The 20,541-nt window shown below is 74.1% G+C and carries 21 protein-coding genes; 10 read left to right on the forward strand and 11 right to left on the reverse strand.

The genetic code is table 11. The features are described from left to right. Together ABD993_RS16030 and ABD993_RS16035 are read right to left on the reverse strand one after the other, a co-directional pair. Positions 1 to 479, reverse strand: a 479-nt coding sequence (locus ABD993_RS16030; RefSeq protein WP_345418301.1) for a 2-oxoacid:acceptor oxidoreductase family protein, incomplete at its 3' end; no start/stop codon positions are given. A gap of 126 nt (positions 480 to 605) precedes the next feature. Then, positions 606 to 1,364, reverse strand: coding sequence for an enoyl-CoA hydratase (locus ABD993_RS16035; RefSeq protein WP_345418303.1), 759 nt, complete (start codon positions 1,362 to 1,364; stop codon positions 606 to 608). Positions 1,365 to 1,473: 109 nt separating this feature from the next. Between ABD993_RS16035 and htpX the strand changes: the two genes are divergently transcribed. Then, positions 1,474 to 2,337, forward strand: a complete 864-nt coding sequence (gene htpX / locus ABD993_RS16040; RefSeq protein ID WP_345418889.1) for a zinc metalloprotease HtpX — start codon at positions 1,474 to 1,476, stop codon at positions 2,335 to 2,337. On the opposite strand, the gene ABD993_RS16045 is transcribed toward htpX, so the two are convergent. Together ABD993_RS16045 and ABD993_RS16050 are read right to left on the reverse strand one after the other, a co-directional pair. Further along, on the reverse strand, positions 2,334 to 3,095 hold the full coding sequence (locus ABD993_RS16045; RefSeq protein ID WP_345418305.1) for a hypothetical protein: 762 nt from the start codon (positions 3,093 to 3,095) through the stop codon (positions 2,334 to 2,336). The two genes, htpX and ABD993_RS16045, sit on opposite strands and share 4 nt — an antisense overlap. Then, the gene (locus ABD993_RS16050; RefSeq protein ID WP_345418308.1) at positions 3,095 to 4,876 is read right to left on the reverse strand and encodes a substrate-binding domain-containing protein; all 1,782 of its coding nucleotides are present in this window, start codon (positions 4,874 to 4,876) and stop codon (positions 3,095 to 3,097) included. The genes ABD993_RS16045 and ABD993_RS16050 overlap by 1 nt, the downstream gene beginning before the upstream one ends. A 186-nt stretch (positions 4,877 to 5,062) precedes the next feature. On the opposite strand from ABD993_RS16050, the gene ABD993_RS16055 reads away from it, so the two are divergent. The 6 genes from ABD993_RS16055 to ABD993_RS16080 all read left to right on the forward strand — a co-directional run bounded on the left by ABD993_RS16055 (position 5,063) and on the right by ABD993_RS16080 (position 10,708). Then, positions 5,063 to 5,560 carry a PaaI family thioesterase gene (locus ABD993_RS16055; RefSeq protein WP_345418311.1) on the forward strand — a complete coding sequence of 166 codons (498 nt, stop codon included), beginning with the start codon at positions 5,063 to 5,065 and terminating at the stop codon, positions 5,558 to 5,560. 111 nt (positions 5,561 to 5,671) lie between these two features. Then, positions 5,672 to 5,851 carry a hypothetical protein gene (locus ABD993_RS16060; RefSeq protein ID WP_345418314.1) on the forward strand — a complete coding sequence of 60 codons (180 nt, stop codon included), beginning with the start codon at positions 5,672 to 5,674 and terminating at the stop codon, positions 5,849 to 5,851. 192 nt (positions 5,852 to 6,043) lie between these two features. Further along, positions 6,044 to 6,394 (forward strand): YciI family protein, encoded by a 351-nt coding sequence (locus tag ABD993_RS16065; protein ID WP_345418317.1) that lies wholly within the window; start codon positions 6,044 to 6,046, stop codon positions 6,392 to 6,394. Positions 6,395 to 6,396: 2 nt separating this feature from the next. Beyond that, positions 6,397 to 7,605, forward strand: a complete 1,209-nt coding sequence (locus ABD993_RS16070) for an RNA polymerase sigma factor (RefSeq protein WP_345418892.1) — start codon at positions 6,397 to 6,399, stop codon at positions 7,603 to 7,605. Positions 7,606 to 7,631: 26 nt separating this feature from the next. Further along, positions 7,632 to 8,174, forward strand: a complete 543-nt coding sequence (locus ABD993_RS16075) for a YdeI/OmpD-associated family protein (protein ID WP_345418320.1) — start codon at positions 7,632 to 7,634, stop codon at positions 8,172 to 8,174. Between the two features lie 20 nt (positions 8,175 to 8,194). Further along, positions 8,195 to 10,708 carry a PEP/pyruvate-binding domain-containing protein gene (locus ABD993_RS16080; protein WP_345418323.1) on the forward strand — a complete coding sequence of 838 codons (2,514 nt, stop codon included), beginning with the start codon at positions 8,195 to 8,197 and terminating at the stop codon, positions 10,706 to 10,708. Between the two features lie 5 nt (positions 10,709 to 10,713). On the opposite strand, the gene ABD993_RS16085 is transcribed toward ABD993_RS16080, so the two are convergent. Genes ABD993_RS16085 through ABD993_RS16105 form a run of 5 tightly spaced genes read right to left on the reverse strand, consistent with a single transcriptional unit; the run spans position 10,714 to position 14,230 of the window. Continuing rightward, entirely contained in the window at positions 10,714 to 11,958 is a 1,245-nt protein-coding gene (locus tag ABD993_RS16085) for a hypothetical protein (protein WP_345418326.1), read from the reverse strand. Continuing rightward, positions 11,958 to 12,365, reverse strand: coding sequence for a cupredoxin domain-containing protein (locus tag ABD993_RS16090; protein ID WP_345418329.1), 408 nt, complete (start codon positions 12,363 to 12,365; stop codon positions 11,958 to 11,960). The genes ABD993_RS16085 and ABD993_RS16090 overlap by 1 nt, the downstream gene beginning before the upstream one ends. Then, a complete protein-coding gene (locus ABD993_RS16095; RefSeq protein ID WP_345418332.1) occupies positions 12,362 to 13,267 on the reverse strand; it encodes a hypothetical protein in 906 nt (301 codons plus the stop codon). Before ABD993_RS16095 ends, ABD993_RS16090 begins: the two co-directional genes overlap by 4 nt. Positions 13,268 to 13,280: 13 nt before the next feature. Then, positions 13,281 to 14,009 carry a CbtA family protein gene (locus ABD993_RS16100; protein ID WP_345418335.1) on the reverse strand — a complete coding sequence of 243 codons (729 nt, stop codon included), beginning with the start codon at positions 14,007 to 14,009 and terminating at the stop codon, positions 13,281 to 13,283. A gap of 2 nt (positions 14,010 to 14,011) precedes the next feature. Next, positions 14,012 to 14,230 carry a CbtB domain-containing protein gene (locus tag ABD993_RS16105; protein WP_345418895.1) on the reverse strand — a complete coding sequence of 73 codons (219 nt, stop codon included), beginning with the start codon at positions 14,228 to 14,230 and terminating at the stop codon, positions 14,012 to 14,014. A gap of 156 nt (positions 14,231 to 14,386) precedes the next feature. Here ABD993_RS16105 and ABD993_RS16110 point away from each other — a divergent pair, with 156 nt between their 5' ends. Next, positions 14,387 to 16,246, forward strand: coding sequence for a glycoside hydrolase family 15 protein (locus tag ABD993_RS16110; RefSeq protein ID WP_345418338.1), 1,860 nt, complete (start codon positions 14,387 to 14,389; stop codon positions 16,244 to 16,246). A 75-nt stretch (positions 16,247 to 16,321) separates the two neighbouring features. On the opposite strand, the gene ABD993_RS16115 is transcribed toward ABD993_RS16110, so the two are convergent. After that, positions 16,322 to 16,498 carry a zinc transporter Slc39a7 gene (locus ABD993_RS16115; RefSeq protein ID WP_345418341.1) on the reverse strand — a complete coding sequence of 59 codons (177 nt, stop codon included), beginning with the start codon at positions 16,496 to 16,498 and terminating at the stop codon, positions 16,322 to 16,324. A gap of 110 nt (positions 16,499 to 16,608) precedes the next feature. After that, positions 16,609 to 18,720 (reverse strand): glycogen debranching protein GlgX, encoded by a 2,112-nt coding sequence (gene glgX, locus ABD993_RS16120; protein ID WP_345418344.1) that lies wholly within the window; start codon positions 18,718 to 18,720, stop codon positions 16,609 to 16,611. A gap of 214 nt (positions 18,721 to 18,934) precedes the next feature. Here glgX and ABD993_RS16125 point away from each other — a divergent pair, with 214 nt between their 5' ends. Both ABD993_RS16125 and ABD993_RS16130 read left to right on the forward strand, forming a co-directional pair. Next, on the forward strand, positions 18,935 to 19,708 hold the full coding sequence (locus ABD993_RS16125; RefSeq protein ID WP_345418347.1) for a GAF and ANTAR domain-containing protein: 774 nt from the start codon (positions 18,935 to 18,937) through the stop codon (positions 19,706 to 19,708). A gap of 6 nt (positions 19,709 to 19,714) precedes the next feature. After that, positions 19,715 to 20,503 (forward strand): GAF and ANTAR domain-containing protein, encoded by a 789-nt coding sequence (locus ABD993_RS16130; RefSeq protein WP_345418898.1) that lies wholly within the window; start codon positions 19,715 to 19,717, stop codon positions 20,501 to 20,503. Positions 20,504 to 20,541: the final 38 nt, after the last annotated feature.

Consider the following 20,541-nt stretch of genomic DNA (forward strand, 5'->3'; position numbering starts at 1 on the left):
TCCTCCAACGCACCCCGGGTCAGGGTGGCCATGGCGACCTCGTGGACCTGGAAGTCGTCGAGCGAGTCGTCTTCGAGGGGGTTGGTGGCGTACCCGACCTTGGTCAGGTTCCGCTTGGTGAACTCGTCGGTGTTGACGATCAACACCCCGCCCTTGGGCAGGTCGGCGATGTTGGCCTTGAGCGCGGCGGGGTTCATCGCCACCAACACGTCCGGCCGGTCCCCGGGGGTGAGGATGTCGTAGTTGGCGAAGTGCAGCTGGAACGAGCTCACCCCGGGCAGGGTCCCGGCAGGAGCCCGGATCTCCGCGGGGAAGTTCGGCAGGGTCGACAGGTCGTTGCCGAACGTCGCGGTCTCGGAGGTGAAACGGTCACCCGTGAGCTGCATGCCGTCACCCGAGTCGCCCGCGAACCGGATGACGACCCGGTCCTTGGTGACGACCTCGGGCTCGGACGTGACGGCTGTGTCGTTGGTCGTCATGTCGAGGTCATTCCCCGATTCGGTTCGTGTGCTCGAATGTCCGGACGAGGTTAACGCCCTGTGTCCCGCAGTGTCCCCGAGCCCGGCGTGACGTCACATCCGCGCGGTTGGCCCTGCAGGACGCGGTCACCGTCTGCTGATCCGTGCCTGCAACGCGGTGACCCTCTCCTGGAACTCCGCCGAGTGTACGGAAGCCGCCTGCGCCCTCACCTCGATCTCGGTCGCCTCGGTGTGCGAGATCGCTCCCGCGGTCACCCGCATGGTGGCCTTGGTCGTCTCGATCAGCGACCGGGGGGCGGCGGCGGCCCGGCCCGCCAGCTCCAGGGCGCCCGCGAGCAGGGCGGCGTCGTCGTCGTACCGGCGCCAGACGAGCCCGACGCGCTCCGCCTCGGCCGCGTCCAGCACGTCACAGAACAGCGTCAGGGCCTTCGCGCCCTGGGTGCCGAGCGCCCGGTCGACCATCCACGTGTAGCCGCCGCCGGGGTGCAGGCCGAGCTGCATGAAGCGGGCGTCGAACCGCGCGCCGGGCCCGGCGAGACGGAGATCACAGGCCAGGGCGAGGTTCAGCCCGGCGCCCACGGCGGCCCCGTTGACCGCGGCCACGGTGGGCAGCGGGCACTGCGCGACGGAGAGGAAACCGGCGTAGACCGTGCGGAGCCGCTCCGGGTCGGCGCCCTGGAGCTCGGACAGGTCCCCGCCCGCGCAGAACGCGGGCGGCTCACCGGTGATGACGACGGCGCCGACGGCCGGATCCGCCACCGCCGCGTCCAACGCCGCCACCAGCTTCGCCGAGAGGTCGAGGTTCATCGCGTTGCGTCGTTCGGGGTTCGACACGGTCAGCAGGGCGACGCCGTCCTCGACCGTCGTGCGGACTTCGGTGCTCATGGGGTGATCCTGACATGAGCGGCGGCGGTGAACCGGCCGTCCCGCGGAACACGCTCCGGACCCGGGTCGTTGTCTCGGCAGGAAGTGGGGAGGGGCGGGAGTGGGCACGGTGCACGGTCACCTCAACGGGCTGAAGACGGCGGTGCTGCTCGGCGGGATGAGCGCGCTCGTCCTGCTGGTCGGTGGCCTGGTCGCGGGCCGGACCGGGCTGATCCTCGCCCTGGTCGTCGCGCTGGCCTTGAACGGCTACGCCTACTTCAACTCGGCGACGATGTCCCTGCGTGCCATGCACGCCCGCCCGGTGACCGAGGCGGAGGCGCCCGGGCTCTACCGGATCGTGCGCGAGCTGTCGCAGCGCGCGCGGCAGCCGATGCCGCAGCTCTACCTCAGCCCCACCGACGCGCCGAACGCGTTCGCCACCGGCCGCAACCCGCGCAACGCGGCGGTCTGCGCCACCACCGGGCTGCTCGAGCTGTTGGACGAGCGCGAGCTGCGCGCCGTCCTCGGTCACGAGCTGTCCCATGTGTACAACCGGGACATCCTGATCTCCTGCGTCGCGGGCGCGATGGCCTCGATGATCAGCTTCCTGGCGAACATGGCGATGTTCGCCGGGCTGTTCGGAGACGACGAGGACCGGCCGAACCCGGTCGCCGCGATCCTGATCGCGCTGCTCGGGCCGATCGCCGCAGGCGTCGTGCAGATGGCCGTGAGCCGCTCGCGCGAGTTCCAGGCGGACGCCTCCGGCGCACGGCTCACCGGGGACCCGCTGGCGCTGGCGTCGGCGCTGCACAAGCTGGAGCGCGGCACCGCACTGGCCCCGCTGCCCCCGGACCCGCAGCTCGTCTCGCAGTCCCACCTCATGATCGCCTCCCCCTTCCGGCCCGGCGAGCACATGGCGCGGCTGTTCTCGACCCACCCGCCGATCGCCGAGCGCATCAAGCGCCTCCAGGACATGGCGTACCGGCAGCGCTAACCCCGGGCCAGCCGGTCCACCTCGGCGAGGGCGGAGCGCAGGGCGTCCAGCTCGGCGCCCAGGTTCGCGGTGAGCTCCCCGCCCAGCTCACCCGGCTCGTCCCCGGTCGTGGCGGCCAGGGCGAGCAGCTCGACGGCCCGGGTGCGCAGCCCCTCCAACCCGACGGCGGTGGAGTGCAGCCTGGCGAGCGCGGCGTCTCGCGCCGCCGTCAACCGCTCGTAGGCAGCGAGCTGGCCCTCGACGCTCACCAGGGCGCTGTCCTGCTCCGCGCGCACCGCCGGATCCTTCGGCCGGGCCCGCTCGAGCCGGGCCCGCTCCGCGGTCAGCCGCTCCACGGGGATCTGCCCGCAGGCCTGGTCGAACGCCGTGGCCCGGCCCGCCAGCCTGCGGATCTGCGAGCGCGCGCCTGCGGCCTTGTCCCCGACCTCGCGGATCTGGTCCCGGGTGACGCCTGCCGCGGCGCCCTCCACGGTCGCGTCCAACGCGCGCAGGGCCTCCTCGGCACGGTCCAGCAGCCGCCGCGCGGCGCTGCCCCGCGGCGGGTCGGGCAGGGCGAGCGGCTGGGGGAGCGGATCGGGCTCGGGGCTGCGGTTCAGCACGGCGTCCGACGCGACCTTGGCGCCGTAGACCACCGCCGCGACCCCCGCTCCCGCGGCGATGCCGATCCCGCCCGCGGGGATGACCGCCCAGGTCAGGCCACCTGCGACAGCCCCGATCACCGCCGCCCACGGATCGGCCAGGCGCGCCCTCAGCGACATCAGAAGTTCGAGATCACGTTCGTCATGACCCGGCGGATCGAGGCCTCGTCCCCGGCGTCGTAGGACGCCGCGCGGGTGGCCTTCGCGATCCCGCTGAGCACGTCCAGCGAGGCGTCCTCGCCGTACGCGATCGGGAAGACGCGCACGACCTGCGAGGCGTCCTCGGCGTCCAGGCCCGCGACCAGCCCGTCCAGGTCGTTGTCCGGCGGGTACTCGTTGACCCCGTCCGTCAGCAGCACGACGGCATTGATCCGGTTCGGGTCGAAGGTCTGCCGCACCTGTTCGACGGCCGCCCGGGTCGTGGCGTAGAGCGCGGTCCCGCCGCCCGGTTCGAGGCTGCGCACCACGCGTTGCACCTGGTCGCGGCTCGCCCCGACCTGCCCGGGCGGCACCACCACCCGGAACGGCTGCCGCTCGCCCGCCTGGGGCGTGCTGAAGGTCCACACGCTGAGCGTGTCCTCCGCGCCGAGCAGCCCCAGCCCCTCCTCGGCGGCCTGCTTGGCCAGGTCCAGCCGGGTGCGGCCGGTGCCGGAGACCGCCTCGCCCATGGATCCCGAGACGTCCATCACGAAGACCAGGTTGGCCTTCTTCCGCAGGTCCGTCCAGGACGCGACGATCTCGGCAAGCACCGGGGCGGGCGGCGGCCCGAGCACCGCCAGCCGGGTCTCCGGCAGCAGGCCGTTCTCGCGGGTGATCGGGGCGCCGGGGACGCCCTCGAAGCTGCGGAACGCGGCGTCGGTGAAGCGCTGCTGCTGCTCCGGCTCGCGCAGGTAGGCCAGGAAGTCCGCGGCCGCGGCCTGCTTCGGCGCGTCCACCCAGGGGGCGGTCAGGGTGAGGAAGGGGTTGTCCGAGAGCAGGGTGCCGTCCCGCGGGTAGATCGCGACGAGCGGGACGCGCGGCTTCGCGCCCCGGCCCGCGGTGGCCGGGTCGCCGGAGGGGTTGCCCTGGTTGTAGTCCCAGACCGACTTCTCCTCGACGGTCACCGCGCTGATGTAGGACAACGAGTTGCCGCGCGCGTCCGCCTCCGCGAGGTTCTGCAGGAAGGTCAGCGTGGTGTCGCCGTAGTGCACGACGCCGCTCTCCACCCGCTGCACGAACGCGCGGTTGGGCTCGGCGGCCACGTCCGCGGAGACCAGGTCCGTGGACCGGCCGGTGGCGGCGAAGAACGCGGCGACGGTGGCGTTCAGCCCGGACGTGGAGAGCGTGGGATTGGTCTTGCCGAGCCGGAAGGTCCCCCACTCCGGGTGCCCCCGCGCGCCCCAGCCCTGCGGCTCCGCCTCCAGCGCGGCGAGCTCGGTCCAGCCGATCGCCTCGTCCGGCCAGCCCAGCGCCTCCGCCATCGGCTGCGGCATCGCGATGACCAGCGGTGTCTGTGCGACCGACGGCCGGTCGGCGGGCACGAGGTTCGGCCGGTCCGCCGCCGTCAGCCGCTGTTCCAGCACGCCCGCCCAGGACGACGCGGCCGGGCTCCAGACGTCCGGCCGCGGTCCGCTCACCGCCTCGTTCCAGTCCGCCGCGAGCGCCGCGGCCGCCTCGCCGGACGCCATCGAGGTGACCCGCACGTCCGCACACCGCCCGTCCACCTGCCGGTCGGTGTTGTTGTAGCTGTTCGCGACCGCGGACAGCAGCGCCGCCTTCTCCGACGACGCCGTGACGTTCAGCGGCACGCAGTCCGCCCGGTCGGCGCGGCTCGGCGCCGGGTCGTCGCTCCCCGCCCCGCCGCCTCCGGTGACCAGCGCGCGCACCACGACCACCAGGACGGCGCCCAGCACGAGGGCCACGACGATCGGGATCCACCGTCGGCGCGGCCGGCGAGAGGGTGAGGTCACGGGAGCGGCCTTCCGGGTCCGGGGGTGATCACGCTAGCGGGCGGGTCGGACGGTTCTCGATCGCCGCGACCGGATCGTTGCCACCGCGCGCGCGGCCGGTGCTGGGTTCTTCTTCGGAATCCAGCTAGGGTGGGCCGCATGACCGACGTGCAACCCGTCACCCGCAGCCGGACCCATACCTGGGAGGACCCGGCCGGGATGGCAGGGGCGGCCGGGATGACCGGGATGGAGGTGTTCGCCGCCCTGCTCGCCGGCGAGCTGCCCCCGCCGCCCATCCTGTCGCTCGTCGGGTTCGCGCTGGACTCGTTCAGCCACGGCCGCGCGGTCTTCCGGATGACGCCGGGGGAGCACCAGTACAACCCACTCGGCACGGTGCACGGCGGGGTGTTCGCCACGCTGCTGGACTCCGCGATGGGCTGCGCGGTGCACACGACCCTGCCCGCAGGCGTCGGCTACACCAGCCTCGACCTGGACGTGAAGTTCCTCCGCCCGATGACCGCGACCAGCGGCGAGGTCACGGCCACGGGCTGGGTCCTCAACGCGGGCAGGCGCACCGCGCTGGCGCAGGCCGAGCTGCGCGACGCGGACGACCGCCTGCTGGCGGCCGCGAGCTCGAGCTGCATCCTGCTGCGCTGACGACGACCGCGTGGTCGGGGTCGGACGGTGGCGGTCCGGTCGGTGCAGCCCTCGCCGTCGACGACGCCGGGCCCCGGATCCGCGCCGTGGGCCGTCGGGCACACTCGGGGCATGTCCGACGACGACACCTCCACCGCCCTCCCGCAGACCTGCGTCCGGTGCGGCTCGCAGGCCCTCCTGCGGATCGTCGGCCGCTGCGCGGACTGCATCGGACAGCTCGGCCTCGCAGGCAACGACGACTACGCGGCCTGGCGGGCCGAGGTGAAGAAGGAGTTCGGCGTCCAGGAGTGATCGGGCCGGGGCGGGGATGGGCGCGGGTCGACCGGCTGAACGGGACGAGACCGGGCATTCGGCGCGGCTCGCGAAACGCTGCGGGAGGCGGCCGCGAGAAGTTCTGCGCGGAGGCTGTCCATTCCGGCGGCACCCCGTTCGTCCATCGGATGACGCCGGCGCCCACGCCGGCGCACGAGCCGAGGAGCCACCATGCCGCAGTACGCCGCCCTCATCTACAGCCGTGACGTCGACTGGACGCGGCCGGAGTTCGACCAGGAGACGAAGGACTACGCCGAGTTCGGGCAGGCCGCCGCCGCCATCCTGCGCGGGGGTGCCGCGCTCTACCAGACCGCGACCGCCACCACGGTCCGCGTGCAGGGCGGGAAGGGGGGCGACATCGTCACCACCGACGGCCCGTACGCCGAGACCAAGGAGGCGCTGACCGGCTTCTACCTGCTGGAGTGCAGCGACCTCGACGAGGCGGTGAAGGTCGCCGCGACCATCCCCGGCGCCTGGGACGGGGCCGTCGAGGTCCGCCCGGTGATCGATTTCGGGGGCTGACCCTGGACCCGGCCCGCTCGGTCCTCGTCGCGCTCGTCCGCGACGAGGGCCGGCGCGTGCTGGCCACGCTGGTCCGGCTGACCGGGGACCTGCAGCTGGCCGAGGACGCCGTGCAGGACGCCACCCTGCGCGCGCTCGAGCGCTGGCCGCGCGACGGCGTCCCGGCGGAGCCCCGGGCCTGGCTCACGCTCACCGCGCGGCGGCGGGCCGTCGACCTGCTGCGGCGGGAGTCGGCGCGGCCGGCCAAGGAGGTCCTGGCGATGCCCGTCGACGACGCCACGGAACCCGAGACCGTGCGCGACGACCAGCTGCGCCTGCTGTTCACCTGCTGCCATCCCGCGCTCGCCCACGAGACCCAGGTCGCGCTGGCCCTCAAGGTCCTGTGTGGACTCTCCGTGGACGAGATCGCCGAGGCGCTGGTGGTCCCGCCGGAGACGATGGCCAAGCGGCTCACCCGCGCCCGGCAGAAGATCGCCCGGGCCCGGATCCCCTACCGGGTGCCCGCCGACCACGAGCTGCCGGACCGGCTGCGCGGCGTGCTCGCCACCGTCTACCTGCTCTTCACCGAGGGCGACGACCCGATCGGCGAGGCGCGCCCCGCGCTGGTCGACGAGGCCGTCCGGCTCACCCGGCTGCTGCGCGAGCTGATGCCGGGCGAGCCCTCGGTGCTCGGCCTGCTCGCCCTGGAGCTGTTGTCCGACGCCCGCCGCGACGCCCGTCGGGACGCCGCGGGCCACCCGGTCCTGCTCGCCGACCAGGACCGGACCCGCTGGCGCCCGGACCTCGTGGGCGAGGGGATCGAGCTGGTCGGGGAGGGGCTGCGGCGCAGCCCGGACGTGCCCGACCCGTACGTCGTGCAGGCGGCCATCGCGGCCTGCCACGCCCTCGCCCCGACCTGGGCGGACACCGACTGGGCCGCCGTCGTGTCCTGGTACGACGTGCTGCTCACGGTCGCCGGGACGCCGGTCGTCGCGCTGAACCGGGCCGCGGCGGTCGCGGAGCGGGACGGGCCCGCCGCGGGGCTGGCGGCGGTCGAGGCCGTCGTCGGCCTGGAGCGGTACCCGCTGTGGCACGCCTCCCGCGCCGAGCTGCTCACCCGTCTCGGCGACCGCGCGGGCGCCCGACGGGCCTGGGACGCCGCGCTCGCCCTGCCGCAGGAGGAGGGTCGGGCCGCGCAGCTGCGGCGCCGCGCAGAAGTGTGCAGAAAGTGAGCACTTCGATCCCGCATCCTGGGGACATGGAGACGCTGGAGGTCGATCGGGCGGGGTGGCGGGCCTGGCTGGAGGCCCACGCCGCCGACACCGCCGAGGTGTGGCTGGTGGTCCCGCGGGGCGGGCGGGGGATCACGCACACCGAGGCCGTGGAGGAGGCGCTGTGCTTCGGGTGGATCGACAGCCTCTCGCGCTCGCTCTCCGCCGAGGCGCGGGCGCAGCGGTTCAGCCCGCGGAACCCGAAGGCGGCGTGGAGCACGATCAACCGGGCCGCCGCGGAACGGCTGATCGCCGAGGGGCGGATGGCGCCCGCGGGGCTGGCGCTGGTCGAGCACGCCGAGGCGACCGGGACCTGGCTGCTGCTCGCCGACGCCCAGGCCGGGATCGTGCCGGACGACCTGCGCGCCGCGCTCGACGCCGTGCCCGCCGCCGCGGAGCACTTCGCCGCCTTCCCGCCCTCGGCCCGGCGGGCGGGGCTGGAGTCGCTCGCGCTGGCCAAGCGCCCGGAGACCCGGGCGAACCGGATCGCCCGGATCGTGGAGCGCGCGGCGCGTGGCGAGCGCCCCTGACCCGGGGCCAGACTGGTCCCATGGACGCCGTGCGGTGGTTCGCGCAGGTCGGGTCGGGTGACCTCGCCGCGGTCGGGGGCAAGGGTGCGAACCTCGGCGAGCTGGCGAGAGCGGGCCTGCCCGTCCCTGCGGGGTTCGTGCTGACGACGGGGGCGTACGCCGCGTTCGTCGACGCCGCGTTCGCCGAACCCGGCCTCGCCGGTGCCGCGGTGCTCGAGCCGGAGCTCGCCGGGGTCGCGGTCGCCGCGACACCGCGGGAGCCGGTCGGACCGCGGGAGGGCGAGGACCCGGAGGCCGCGGCCGCACGGATCCAGGCCGCCCTGCACGCGGCCGCGGTCCCCGCGGAGGTCGCCGACGCCCTGCGCGGGGCCTACGCCCAGCTCGGCGGCGGACCCGTCGCGGTGCGCTCGTCCGCCACCGCCGAGGACCTCGCCGACGCGAGCTTCGCCGGGCAGCAGGACACGTTCCTCAACGTCCGCGGCGAGGAGGCGCTGCTCGCCGCCGTCGTGCGGTGCTGGGCGTCGCTGTGGACCGCGCGGGCGATCGACTACCGCGCCCGGCGGGAGGTGGCCGACCCGCGGCTCGCCGTCGTCGTGCAGCGGATGGTCGAGGCCGAGGCCTCCGGCGTGCTCTTCACCGCCGACCCCACGACGGGGCGCCGCGACCGGATCGTGGTCAGCGCGGCCCGGGGGCTGGGGGAGTCGGTGGTCGGCGGGCTGGTGGGCACGGACGACCACGTCGTCGACAAGGGGACGTTCACCGAGGTGGAGCGGCGGATCGCGGACAAGGCGGAGATGACGGTGTACGCCGACGGCGGCACCGCGCAGGTCCCGGTGCCCGCGAAGCGGCGGCGCACGGCCGTGCTCGACGCCGCGGCCGTCGGGGAGCTGGCCCGGCTCGGCGCGCGGGCCGAGGAGCACTTCGGCGCGCCGCAGGACGTCGAGTGGGTGCGGGCGGGCGGGGAGTTCGCGCTGGTCCAGTCCCGGCCGATCACCGCGCTGCCCGAGCCCGCGGCGGCGCCGCCGCGGACGTGGCCGCTGCCGTACCCGAAGGGGGCGTACTTCCGGGCCAGCATCGTCGAGCAGCTCCCGGACCCGCTGACCCCGCTGTTCGCGGACCTGATCGGCCCCGCCGTCTCGGACTCGATCCGGGAGCTGATGGCCGGGCTGCTCGGCCGGTCGCTCCCCGAGGGCGACATCCTCTTCCCCACGGTCAACGGCTACGCGTACTACTACTACCGGACCGCGGGCCTGGTCCGGGTGACGCTGCAGACCCCGCTCGCGATCAAGGCCCTGGCCAGGCCCGGCACCCGCGGCGGGGTGCGCGGGTGGCGGGAGCACGCGCACCCGACGTACGTCGGGACCGTCGGGCGGTGGGGCACCCGGGACCTCGCCGCGCTGACCCCGGCCGAGCTGCTCGACGGCGTCGTCGAGCTCCTGCGCGCGGGTGCCGTCTACTACACGGCGGTCCAGTCCGTGATCCCGCTCGCCGCCTCCGCGGAGATCGTGTTCGGGGCCTTCTACGACCGGCTCGTCCGCAAGCCGGGGGACCCCGCCGCGCACGTCCTGCTGCTCGGCGAGGAGAGCGAGCCCATCCGCGCCGAGCAGTCGCTGTACGCGCTGGCCACGGAGGCCCGGGAGTCCGGAATGGACGATGCGTGGCAGGGCCGGTTCCGCGAGCACCTCGCGCGCTACGGGCACGCGGTGTACAACCTGGACTTCGCCGAGCCCACTCCGGCGGACGAGCCCGGCCCCCTGCTGGACACCATCCGCTTCCAGATGACCGACCACGGCGTCGACCCGGCCGTCCGGCGCGCCGGCCTGGTGGCGGACCGGGAGGCGCACACCCGCCGCGTCCGCGCCCGGCTGGGACCGTTGCGGCGCAGGGTCTTCGACGCCCTGCTCGCGCGGGCGCGCAGGCTCGGGCCGATCCGCGAGGACGCGCTGACGGACGTCGGGCTGGCGTGGCCGCTGATCCGCCGGATGCTCCGCGAGCTCGGCAGCAGGCTGGACCTCGGCGAGGACGACGTCTTCTGGCTCACCGAGGCCGAGCTGCGCGCCGCGATCCGGGGTGGGTCCGTGGACCCGCCGATCGCCGAGCGCAAGGCGCTGCGCCGCAGCCGCGCCCTCGTCTCGCCGCCGCAGATGCTCCCCGATGCGCGCTGGCTGAAGGTCGTGTTCGGCAGGTTCCTGCCCGGCGCCGAGGCCGCGGCGGGGGACGCGCTGAAGGGCGTCCCGGGCTCCGCGGGCTCCGTGACGGCGCCGGCGCGGGTGGTGCGCGGACCGGCGGACTTCGCCGCGCTGGCCCCGGGCGAGGTCCTGGTCGCCCGCATGACCACCCCGGCCTGGACCCCGCTGTTCGCCCGGGCGGCGGCGGTCGTCACCGACATCGGCGGCCCGCTGAGCCACAGCTCCATCGTGGCCCGGGAGTACGGCATCCCCGCCGTGCTCGGCACGGGCTCGGCGACCGACCGCATCCGCACCGGCGACCGCGTCCGGGTGGACGGGGACACCGGCGTGGTGACGGTGGTCTGAGCAGCTCAGGGAGCCAACACCAACGCCACGGCGGCGCAGGTCAGCACCACCATGGACGCCAGCACCGGGTACTGGATGCGCAGCGCGACGCGGGGCGGGAAGAGTCGCACGGCCCGCTCGTGCGCGGCGACCGCGGCGACGACGTGGCCGAGCACGATGGCGGTGAGCTGGACGGCGGCGATCGCGCCCACGCCCACGACGGTGTAGTCGACGGCCCGATCCGCCGTGCCGAGGAGGTCCGCCCCCGTCCCGAACGGGTCGGAGAGCAGCGCGACGACCTTCTGCCCGTCGAAGACCAGCAGCGAGAAGTAGTGCGCGACCGCGTAGCCCGCGGCGATCGGGACGAGGGTGTGCGCGAACGCGACGGGCAGCGGCGCGCGCTCGTCGCCCCGGACCGGGTCGGCGCGCCAGGTCCCCAACAGCCACAACGCCACCACGGCGGCGGTGACCCCGACCAGCCCGATGGTGGCCCAGAGGACCGAGCGGGTGGTCCACAGGGCGGAGCGGGAGAGCCCGTCGAAGGCCGTGGTGCCCAGCAGCACCAGCACGACGGCGGCCAGGCCCGGCTGCGGGCGCACCGCCTCCAGCCCGGCGAGGGGGTTGCGGCGGGGCAGCGGGGACAGCGACCCGAGCAGCGTGGACCAGACCTCGAAGCCGTCCCCGTGGGCGAACCAGTCCCGACCGAACACCGTCGCCGCGCCGACCTGGACGACCGCGTAGCCGGTCAGGCAGGCGGCGACCAGCCGCGGGTCCGCGGGCTCCGGCGCCGCCAGCTCCAGCCAACCGAACGCGAACAGCGCCACGGCGGCGGGCCACAGACCCACCCGGACGGGCAGGTCCCGCACTCCGCGCTCGGGATCGACCCGCAGCGCCCACGCCACCCCGGCGTGCACGGCGCGCAGCGGGTTCAGCACCCGCCAGACCGGCCCGAGCAGCAGTGACGCGGGCACCAGCCCGACCCAGAACGTCACGTAGAAGGCCCAGGGGGCCAGGTTGTCCGCGGTCTCCGGCGGGCCCACGACACCGATCACGATGACGGCGAGCGCGGCCGCCGTCGTCACGCCCCGGAGCAGCGCCACCCACCATCCGGGCAGGGGCGCCCGAGGCGGCGGAGCGGTCAGCCGCGGGCTCTTCCACAGCATCCCGAGCAGCACGAACGTGAGCACCAGGACCAGCCCGGCGGCGACCGCGGCGTACTCGACCGGGACCGGGAGGTCGCCGCGGGTGCCGACGCCGTGCGCGAGGATCATCAGCTCACGCGGAGGGTGGCGAGCGGGGCGCCGGAGTGGTGCAGCTCGAGCTCGAACTCGCCGGGGATGTCGGCGGTGAGGTCGATCGAGGCCGTCCCGCCCGCGGGGACCCGGACCTCGCAGTCGTAGCCGTGCAGGTGGGCCTCCTCGGCGGTGTCGCTGGTGATCTCGAGCCGGACCCGCTCGCCGAGTGCGACGGGCACGGTGCCCGTGTCCCCGGTGACCCGCCCGTTCGCGAACGAGACCCGCAGGACGCGGGCCGACGTCCCCGGCGCGACCTGCCCGGCCGCGGCCGGCGCGGCGGGCTGGGCCGCGGCGGTCGGTGCGGCTGCGGTTGTCGGCGCGGCCTGGGCGCACCCCGCGACCGCTCCGACGAGCAGGAGCGGGGGGAGCAGGCGGCGGATCATCGGGTCTCCTCGGGCAAGGGGTCGGGGAGCGGCTGGGTCTCGGTGCCGGGCAGGGTGTCGGGAGTCATCGCGCGCAACGCCGCGAACCCGGTCAGGAACAGCCCGACCCCCACGCCGACGGTGACCGCGGTGGCGACCCGGTCGAGGGTCGGGTCCCAGGCGTACGGCAGGACGGCGTCGGCGAAGCTGTCGGTGTCCGACACCGTGACCAGTGCCAGGACCGCGCCGCCGATCCCGGTCAGCAGCAGTCCCCAGCGCGTGCCGACGGCGGTCAGCACCGCCCCGGTGAGCGCCGCGACCCACGCCCCGATCCCGATGCCCGCGGTGCCGAGGACCGTCGGCCAGTAGGGCAGGTCGACCGGCACCGACGCCGAGCCGAGCACGTGCACGAGGTGCGCGGCGACCGCGCCGAGCCCCAGCACCGCGACGACGGCCTCGACCGCCCGGCGCCGCACCGAGACGGCCCCCACCAGCGCGGTGCCGAGCGCGAGCCCCGCGGTGAGCGCCCACCAGCCCGCCGTGGCGGGGGCCGGCGGCACGATCGTCTCGCCCCGGACCGTGACCTGCTGGTCGCCGACCCGCAGTGGGACCGACCACGTCGCGGCCTCGGTGGCGACCCGGGGGTCCGCCCAGTGCCCGCGCCCACCCGGTTCGACGACCGGTTCCTCGGCGCGCTGGGGCCCCGCGGGCAGCACCTCGACCGGCAGGGCGGTGTCGTTGGCCAGCGCGAGCCGGGCGCCGCCCTCGACGACCGCCACGGACAGCCCCGGGACCGGCGGGTCGACCGCCAGGACGCGTGGCAGGTACGGCTCGGAGGCGAGGCCGCCGCTGTGGGCCGCGGCGACCCCGGCCGAGCCGAGCGACAGGAGCAGGGTGGTACCCAGCAGGACGAGGAGTCTCATGCGGGAGCGGGGATCAGCTCCCGGCCGCGACCTCGGCGCCCGCCCGGCGGGTGCCCCGCTCGACGAGCGCGCCGAACAGCAGGCCCAGCACCCCCCACAGGACCGCGTGCAACCCGAGGGTGGACATCCGGAAGTCGTAGAGCACGGCGGCCGGGAAGTCCGCGGGCGTCTCCGCGACCGTGGGCAGCAGGGCCCCGACCACGACGACCACGACCACGTAGGCGAGGACCGCGAGGAGCACGCCGTTCCACGTGCCCAGCCGGGCGACCAACCGCCGGGCGAGCAGTGCCGCCCCGGCCGCGGCCAGCACCGAGAACACGACCATCAGCACGAACGTGCCGCTGCGCAGCCCGATCGTGTCGTCCGCGCTGGAGGCGGGCGGGTTCGACGGGTACTTCAGGAACGGCACGCCGATCACCGCGACGTACCCGACCAGGGCGAGCACCCCGGCCGTGGCGCGGGCGGAGAGCCTGCCGAGCCTGCCGTACGCCGCCGCGAAGACGATCGCGAAGATCCCGCCGACGGCCACGCCGTAGACCACCAGCGCGACCAGCAGGCCGACCGTGCTCTGGACACCCCGGGTGACCATCGGCTCCTCGGCCGCCGCACCCGCTGCGAGCATGTCCTCGTAGGCGATACCGCCGTCCAGCGCGGGCTCGCCCACGAAGTAGGCGAACACCCACGCGAGCGCGGCGGCGGCCAGGCCCGCGAGCATGCCGCGGACCAACAGCGTCCTGATCATGCCTAGTGGCAGGGGAAGCCGAGCAGGTGCCGGCCGTCGTGGACGAACTCGTGCAGCATCTCGCCCGAGAACACCGAGGTGGCGCCCTGGTCCATGCCGACCAGGTAGAGCAGGGCCAGCAGGATCACCCCGGCGAACACGGCCCACGGGAGGAGCTCGCGCAGCGGGACGACCGGGATGGCCGCGGCCGACCGGACAGGGAGCGACGCGCCCTGGGCCATGAGTACCTCCTGAGACACGAACATGTGAACGACTCTTCAGGTGAAGAGCATCCGGATAGTCCTCGTCGGTGTCAAGCCCGGCGCCGGGCGGGCGGCGGGCCGGGCGTAACGGCCCGCCCTCGCGGAGCGAGCGCGACCGCGGACCCAGGAGGTGGCGTGGCCTACCCGGACGACTATCCGCCGATCGCCGAGCACGGGCTGATCGGCGACCTGCAGACCGCGGCGCTGGTCACCACCGACGGGACCGTGGACTGGTTCTGCTGCCCCCGGTTCGACTCGCCGAGCGTGTTCGGCGCGCTGCTGGACCGCCGCCGCGGCGGCTACTTCCGCATCGCGCCGGACACGACCGCGCAGGTCACCCGCACGCAGTGGTACTTCCACGACACCGCCGTGCTCATGACCCGCTTCATGACGGCGGACGGCGTGGCGTCCCTCTACGACTTCATGCCGGTGCGGGACGGGGCCGCGACCGACCGGCACGAGATCGTCCGGGTGCTGCGGGTGGTGCGGGGCACCATGCGGTTCGGCATCGAGTGCAGGCCGCGGTTCGACTACGGCCGGGCCGAGCACACCACCGAGGTCACCGCGGACGGGGCTGTGTTCCGGTCCAACGCGAGCCACGGCGCGTTCGACCTCGCCCTCCACACCGTCGGGGAGGCGCGGGACTGGGAGCGGGACGGACCCGACGCGCGCACCACCGTCACCCTCGACGCGGGGCAGGCCGTCGGGGTGGTGCTGGAGTCCGGCACCGGCCTGCGCCCCCGCCGCATCGCGCTCGGCGCGGCGGACGAGCGGTTCGACGAGACCGTGGGGTTCTGGCGGCGCTGGCTGGAGCGCTCGACCTACGTCGGGCGGTGGCGCGAGACGGTCCACCGGTCCGCGATGTCGCTCAAGCTCATGACCTACGCCCCGACCGGCGCGCTGGTCGCCGCGCCGACCGCCGGGCTGCCGGAGCAGGTCGGCGGCGAGCGCAACTGGGACTACCGCTACACCTGGATCCGGGACGCGTCGTTCTCGGTGCACGCCCTGCTCAGCCTGGGCTACACCGAGGAGGCGGCGGCCTTCGGCTCGTGGCTGAGCGACCGGGTCGGCGAGCACGAGGGTCGCCCCCTCAAGATCATGTACCGGGTCGACGGCGGCGCCGACCTCACCGAGGAGTCCCTCGACCACCTGGAGGGCTACCGCGGCTCGCGGCCCGTCCGGATCGGCAACGGCGCCGCCGACCAGCTGCAGCTCGACATCGTCGGGGAGGCGCTGGACTCGCTCTACCTCGCCGACCGGCACGCCGTCCGGCTCGACCACCGCGGCTGGCAGGCCGTGCGGGACATGGTCGGCTGGCTCGGCGCGAACTGGGACCGGACCGACGAGGGCGTGTGGGAGACCCGCGGCGGCCGCCGGGACTTCGTCTACGGCAGGCTGATGTCCTGGGTCGCCTTCGACCGCGCCATCCGGATGGCGCGCGACCGCGCCCGACCCGCCGACGTCCCGGGCTGGACCGTGCAGCGGGACGCGATCTACGAGCAGGTCATCGAGAAGGGCTGGGACGCGGACCGGCGGGCCTTCGTCCAGTCCTACGGGGACGCCGTGCTCGACGCGAGCGTGCTGATGATGCCGCGCGCCGGCTTCGTCGTGCCGAGCGACCCGATGTGGCAGAGCACCCTGCGCGCGATCGACCGCGACCTCGTGTCCGACGGGCTGGTGTTCCGCTACGACCCCGCCGCCTCACCGGACGGGCTGACCGGCACGGAGGGCACCTTCTCGCTCTGCAGCTTCTGGTACGTCGACGCGCTGGCCCGCTCCGGCAGGCTCGGCGACGCCCGCACCGCCTTCGAGAAGATGCTGACCTACGCCAACCACCTGGGCCTCTACTCGGAGGAGATCGGCGCGACCGGCGAGCAGCTCGGCAACTTCCCGCAGGCCTTCAGCCACCTCGCAATGATCAGCGCCGCGGTCGACCTCGACCACCAGCTCGACCACGGCGCGGCGCGGGTCCCGCACCCGCACGTCCTGGACTGAGCGGGCCCCTCCGGCGCCGAGTCCGGCACCGCAGGCGCAGTGCCGTCGACTCCGCGAAGGCCCGGCTCGAGTGACCTAGTGCGCGTGCTCGTGCACCTGCTCGGCGGAGGCGTCGTGCACGTGGGTGTGCTCGTGGGTGTCCCCGGAGTGCGTGTGGGTGTGGGTGTGCTCGACGTGCTCGTGCTCGTGCGCCCCGTGCTCGTGGACGTGCGCGGTGTCGCCGTGGCTGTGCTCGTGGGTGTGAACGCTCATGTCGGGAACGGTAGAGCGCCGGGCCCGCGCGGGGAACGGGCCCGGCACTCTCTCCAGAAGATCCCTGTTGCAGTGTTCTCGCAGGTGAGAGGGGCTGGCTCAGCGGCGGCTCACTGGTGCGACCCGCTCTGCAGCACGAGCAGGCTGTGCGGGGGCAGCTCCACCGAGTCGTTGGGCTTCAGGGAGATGGCGGGCCCGTCGTCCAGTGCGGCGGTGTCGACGACGACCTGCCACCCGGCGCCGTAGCTCTCGTCCGGCAGCATGGCGGCCTGCTGCTCGTCGTGCGCGTTGATCAGCAGCAGGAACGAGTCGTCCTCCACCCGGACGCCGAGGTCGTCCCGGTCCGGGATGCCGCGGCCGTTGAGGTAGATGGTCAGGGTGCGGGTGTGGGTGCCGTCCCAGTCCTCGTCGCTCATCGGCTGCGCGTCCGGGCCGAGCCAGGCGATGTCGTCCACGCCCTGCCCGCGCAGCGGCCTGCCCTGGAAGAACCGCTGCCGCCGGAAGACCGGGTGCTCCGCCCGCAGCGTCACCAGCCGGGCGGTGAACGAGGTCAGCCGGTCGTACTCCGCGGCACGGTCCCAGTCCACCCAGGACAGCTCGTTGTCCTGGCAGTAGACGTTGTTGTTGCCCTGCTGGGTCCGCCCCAGCTCGTCCCCGTGGGCGATCATGGGCACGCCCTGGGACAGCAGCAGCGTGGTGAGGATGTTGCGCTCCTGGCGCGCCCGCAGAGCCAGGACGTGCTCGTCGTCCGTCTCGCCCTCGACGCCGTGGTTCCAGGAGCGGTTGTGGCTCTCCCCGTCGTTGTTGTCCTCGCCGTTGGCCTCGTTGTGCTTCTCGTTGTAGGACACGAGGTCGGCGAGGGTGAAGCCGTCGTGCGCGGTGACGAAGTTGATCGACGCGATGGGGCGGCGGTTGTCGGTCTCGTAGAGGTCCGAGGACCCGGTGAACCGCGCCGCGAACTCGCCCAGGCTGGAGGGCTCGCCGCGCCAGAAGTCGCGGACCGTGTCCCGGTAGCGCCCGTTCCACTCCGTCCACAGGGGAGGGAACCCGCCGACCTGGTACCCGCCGTCCCCGACGTCCCAGGGCTCGGCGATCAGCTTGACCTGCGACACCACCGGGTCCTGGTTGACCAGGTCGAAGAAGGCCGACAGCCGGTCCACCTCGTGGAACTCGCGGGCGAGGGAGGACGCCAGGTCGAACCGGAACCCGTCCACGTGCATCTCGGTGACCCAGTACCGCAGCGAGTCCATGATCAGGCGCAGCGACTCGTGGTGGCGGACGTTGAGCGAGTTCCCGGTGCCGGTGGTGTCGTAGTAGTAGGCCTCGTCGCCGTCGACGAGCCGGTAGTAGGCCTGGTTGTCGATCCCGCGGAAGGACAGCGTGGGGCCCATGTGGTTGCCCTCGGCGGTGTGGTTGTAGACCACGTCGAGGATCACCTCCATGCCCGCCTTGTGCAGGGCGCGGACCATGGACTTGAACTCGTAGACCTGCTCGCCGCGGGTGCCGAAGCAGGAGTAGCCGTTGTGCGGGGCGAAGAAGCCGATCGTGTTGTAGCCCCAGTAGTTCGCCAGCCCCTTCTCCTCGAGGGTGGAGTCGTGGACGAACTGGTGCACCGGCATCAGCTCGACGGCGGTCACCCCGAGCCTGCGGAAGTGCTGGATCATCGCCGGGTGGGCCAGGCCCGCGTAGGTGCCGCGGACGTCCTCGGGGATGTCCGGGTGGCGCGCGGTCATCCCCTTCACGTGGGCCTCGTAGATGACGGTCTCGTTGTAGGGGACGTTCGGCGGCTGGTCACCGGCCCAGTCGAAGAACGGGTTGATCACCACCGAGTGCAGCGCGTGCGGGGCCGAGTCGTCGTCGTTGACCGAGTCGGGGTCACCGAAGCGGTAGGAGAACAGCGACTCGTCCCAGTCGATGCGGCCGTCGATCGCCTTGGCGTAGGGATCGAGCAGCAGCTTCGCCGGGTTGCAGCGGATCCCGGCGGCGGGCTCGTACGGCCCGTGGACCCGGTAGCCGTAGCGCTGCCCCGGCCAGATCCGCGGCACGTACCCGTGCCACACGAGCCCGTTGCGCTCGGGCAGGTCGACGCGGTGCTCGGTGCCGTCGGCGTCGAACAGGCACAGCTCGATGCGCTCGGCGACCTCGGAGAACAGGGCGAAGTTCGTCCCGCCGCCGTCGAAGCTCGCCCCGAGGGGGTAGGACGAGCCGGGCCAGATCTGCATGGAGCCTCCACCGCAGGATGTCGCCCGCGGTCGCGGGCATGTCTTTGTAGCCGCTGCGGGGGCGCACCGCGATTCGGGCGGTGCACGACCAGTGCGGGTACGGTGCCGCTGAGCGCGAGGAGTCCAGCCGGGTCCCCGTCACCAGCGGGACGGACGGACGGGGAGAGGCCCGTGAGCCACACTCGACCGGTGCGTGCCGTGCCGGGGTCGACCGGTGGCTGACCGCGGGGCTGTCACGGCGGTCGTCGCGCGGCTGGCGGCGGAGGACCTGGCCGAGGAGGACCTCGCCCGCGTGGTCTGCGAGGCCTGCGTCGCCGGACTGGACGTCGACGGGGCCGCGATCTCCGTGCTGCCCACCGAGCCGTCCCGGCGCACCCTGTGGGCGACCGACGAGACCGCCCTCGCCCTGGAGGACCTGCAGTTCACCCTGAACGAAGGGGTGTGTCTGGAGGCCGCGACCAGTGGGGTCCCGGTGGCCGTGCCCGATCTCACCGAGGCCGCGCGCCTGGCTCGGTGGCCGGTGTTCGGGGTCGAGGTGTCCGCGCGGACCCCGGCCCGGGCGCTCTACGCCCTGCCCCTGCAGTGGGGGGCGGTGACGATCGGGGTGCTGGACCTCTACCGGCTCCGGGCGGGGGACTTCACGACGGCCCAGTGGCGGGACCTGCTCGGAGTGGCGCAGACCACCTCGATGCTGCTGCTGAGCAGGCGCACCCGCCCGCGCCCACCGGGTCCCGCCGACGACGTCGCAGGTGCGGTCGGCAACGGTCGAGGGCACCCTGGGAACGGGGTGGACGGGCTGAGCGACGGCGTCTTCGGCAACCCCGAGATCCACCAGGCGGTCGGGATGGTCCTCGCCCAGCTGGGGATCGGACCGGAGGAGGCGTTGACCAGGATGCGCGCAAGGGCCTTCATCGAGCAGCGAATGCTCATCGACGTGGCACACGATGTCGTCGCCCGCCGAGTGGTGTTCACCGAGGAGATTGGGTAGGTGCCGATGCAGAGCGAGCCGCAGGACCCGGCGGAGACCGCCGCCGTAGAGCCGACGCGCGAGCAGCGGATCGCCCGCGCCTTCGTCGAGCTCGCGGACACCCTGGTGGACGACTACGACATGATCGACCTGCTGGACCGGCTGGTCGCGCACAGCGTGGACCTGCTCGCCGCGGACGCGGCGGCGATCATGCTGGCGGACGCGGACGGCGGCCTGCGCACGGTGGCGGCCTCCAGCGAGGACGCCCAGCTGATGGAGCTGCTGCAGCTGCAGTCCGGCGAGGGTCCGTGCATGGAGAGCGTCCGGACCTCCGCGCCGGTCGTGGTGACCGACCTGACCACCACCGACCGCTGGCCGCGGTTCGTCGCCGCGGCGGCTACGCGCGGCGCCTTCCGGTCGGTGCACGCGCTGCCGCTGCGGTTGCGGGGCGAGGCGATCGGGGCGATGAACCTGCTGCACCGCGTGCCCGGCCCGCTGCCCGCGGACGACCTGGCGCTGGGCCAGGCGCTGGCGGACGTCGCGACCGTCGGGATCCTGGCCGAGCGGGCGATCCGGCGCGGCGAGATCGTCGCCGAGCAGCTGCAGACCGCACTCAACAGCCGGGTCGTCATCGAGCAGGCCAAGGGAGTCCTCTCCCAGGTCGGGGGCCTCGCGATGGACCAGGCCTTCGAGCGGCTGCGCCGCTACTCCCGGGGGCGCAACCTGCGGCTGGTCGAGGTGGCCCGAGACCTGGTCAACCAGCGGCTCGACGCCGCGGCCGTGCTCGCCGAGTACTCCGGTGCCCGACATCGCTGAACAGGTGTAGCCGAGCCGGATTCCGGCTACTCCACCTC

It is taken from the genome of Pseudonocardia xishanensis (genome assembly GCF_039541715.1).
In the GTDB taxonomy this organism is placed as follows: Bacteria; Actinomycetota; Actinomycetes; order Mycobacteriales; family Pseudonocardiaceae; genus Pseudonocardia; species Pseudonocardia xishanensis.

Excerpts from the sequence above, each read along its gene's own strand:
- ABD993_RS16035 (WP_345418303.1), bottom strand. The coding sequence starts at position 1,364 with ATGAGCACCGAAGTCCGCACGACGGTCGAGGACGGCGTCGCCCTGCTG.
- ABD993_RS16045 (WP_345418305.1), bottom strand. The coding sequence starts at position 3,095 with ATGTCGCTGAGGGCGCGCCTGGCCGATCCGTGGGCGGCGGTGATCGGG.
- ABD993_RS16055 (WP_345418311.1), top strand. The coding sequence starts at position 5,063 with ATGACCGACGTGCAACCCGTCACCCGCAGCCGGACCCATACCTGGGAG.
- ABD993_RS16060 (WP_345418314.1), top strand. The coding sequence starts at position 5,672 with ATGTCCGACGACGACACCTCCACCGCCCTCCCGCAGACCTGCGTCCGG.
- ABD993_RS16065 (WP_345418317.1), top strand. The coding sequence starts at position 6,044 with ATGCCGCAGTACGCCGCCCTCATCTACAGCCGTGACGTCGACTGGACG.
- ABD993_RS16075 (WP_345418320.1), top strand. The coding sequence starts at position 7,632 with ATGGAGACGCTGGAGGTCGATCGGGCGGGGTGGCGGGCCTGGCTGGAG.
- ABD993_RS16080 (WP_345418323.1), top strand. The coding sequence starts at position 8,195 with ATGGACGCCGTGCGGTGGTTCGCGCAGGTCGGGTCGGGTGACCTCGCC.
- ABD993_RS16085 (WP_345418326.1), bottom strand. The coding sequence starts at position 11,958 with ATGATCCTCGCGCACGGCGTCGGCACCCGCGGCGACCTCCCGGTCCCG.
- ABD993_RS16090 (WP_345418329.1), bottom strand. The coding sequence starts at position 12,365 with ATGATCCGCCGCCTGCTCCCCCCGCTCCTGCTCGTCGGAGCGGTCGCG.
- ABD993_RS16095 (WP_345418332.1), bottom strand. The coding sequence starts at position 13,267 with ATGAGACTCCTCGTCCTGCTGGGTACCACCCTGCTCCTGTCGCTCGGC.
- ABD993_RS16100 (WP_345418335.1), bottom strand. The coding sequence starts at position 14,009 with ATGATCAGGACGCTGTTGGTCCGCGGCATGCTCGCGGGCCTGGCCGCC.
- ABD993_RS16105 (WP_345418895.1), bottom strand. The coding sequence starts at position 14,230 with ATGGCCCAGGGCGCGTCGCTCCCTGTCCGGTCGGCCGCGGCCATCCCG.
- ABD993_RS16115 (WP_345418341.1), bottom strand. The coding sequence starts at position 16,498 with ATGAGCGTTCACACCCACGAGCACAGCCACGGCGACACCGCGCACGTC.
- glgX (WP_345418344.1), bottom strand. The coding sequence starts at position 18,720 with ATGCAGATCTGGCCCGGCTCGTCCTACCCCCTCGGGGCGAGCTTCGAC.
- ABD993_RS16130 (WP_345418898.1), top strand. The coding sequence starts at position 19,715 with ATGCAGAGCGAGCCGCAGGACCCGGCGGAGACCGCCGCCGTAGAGCCG.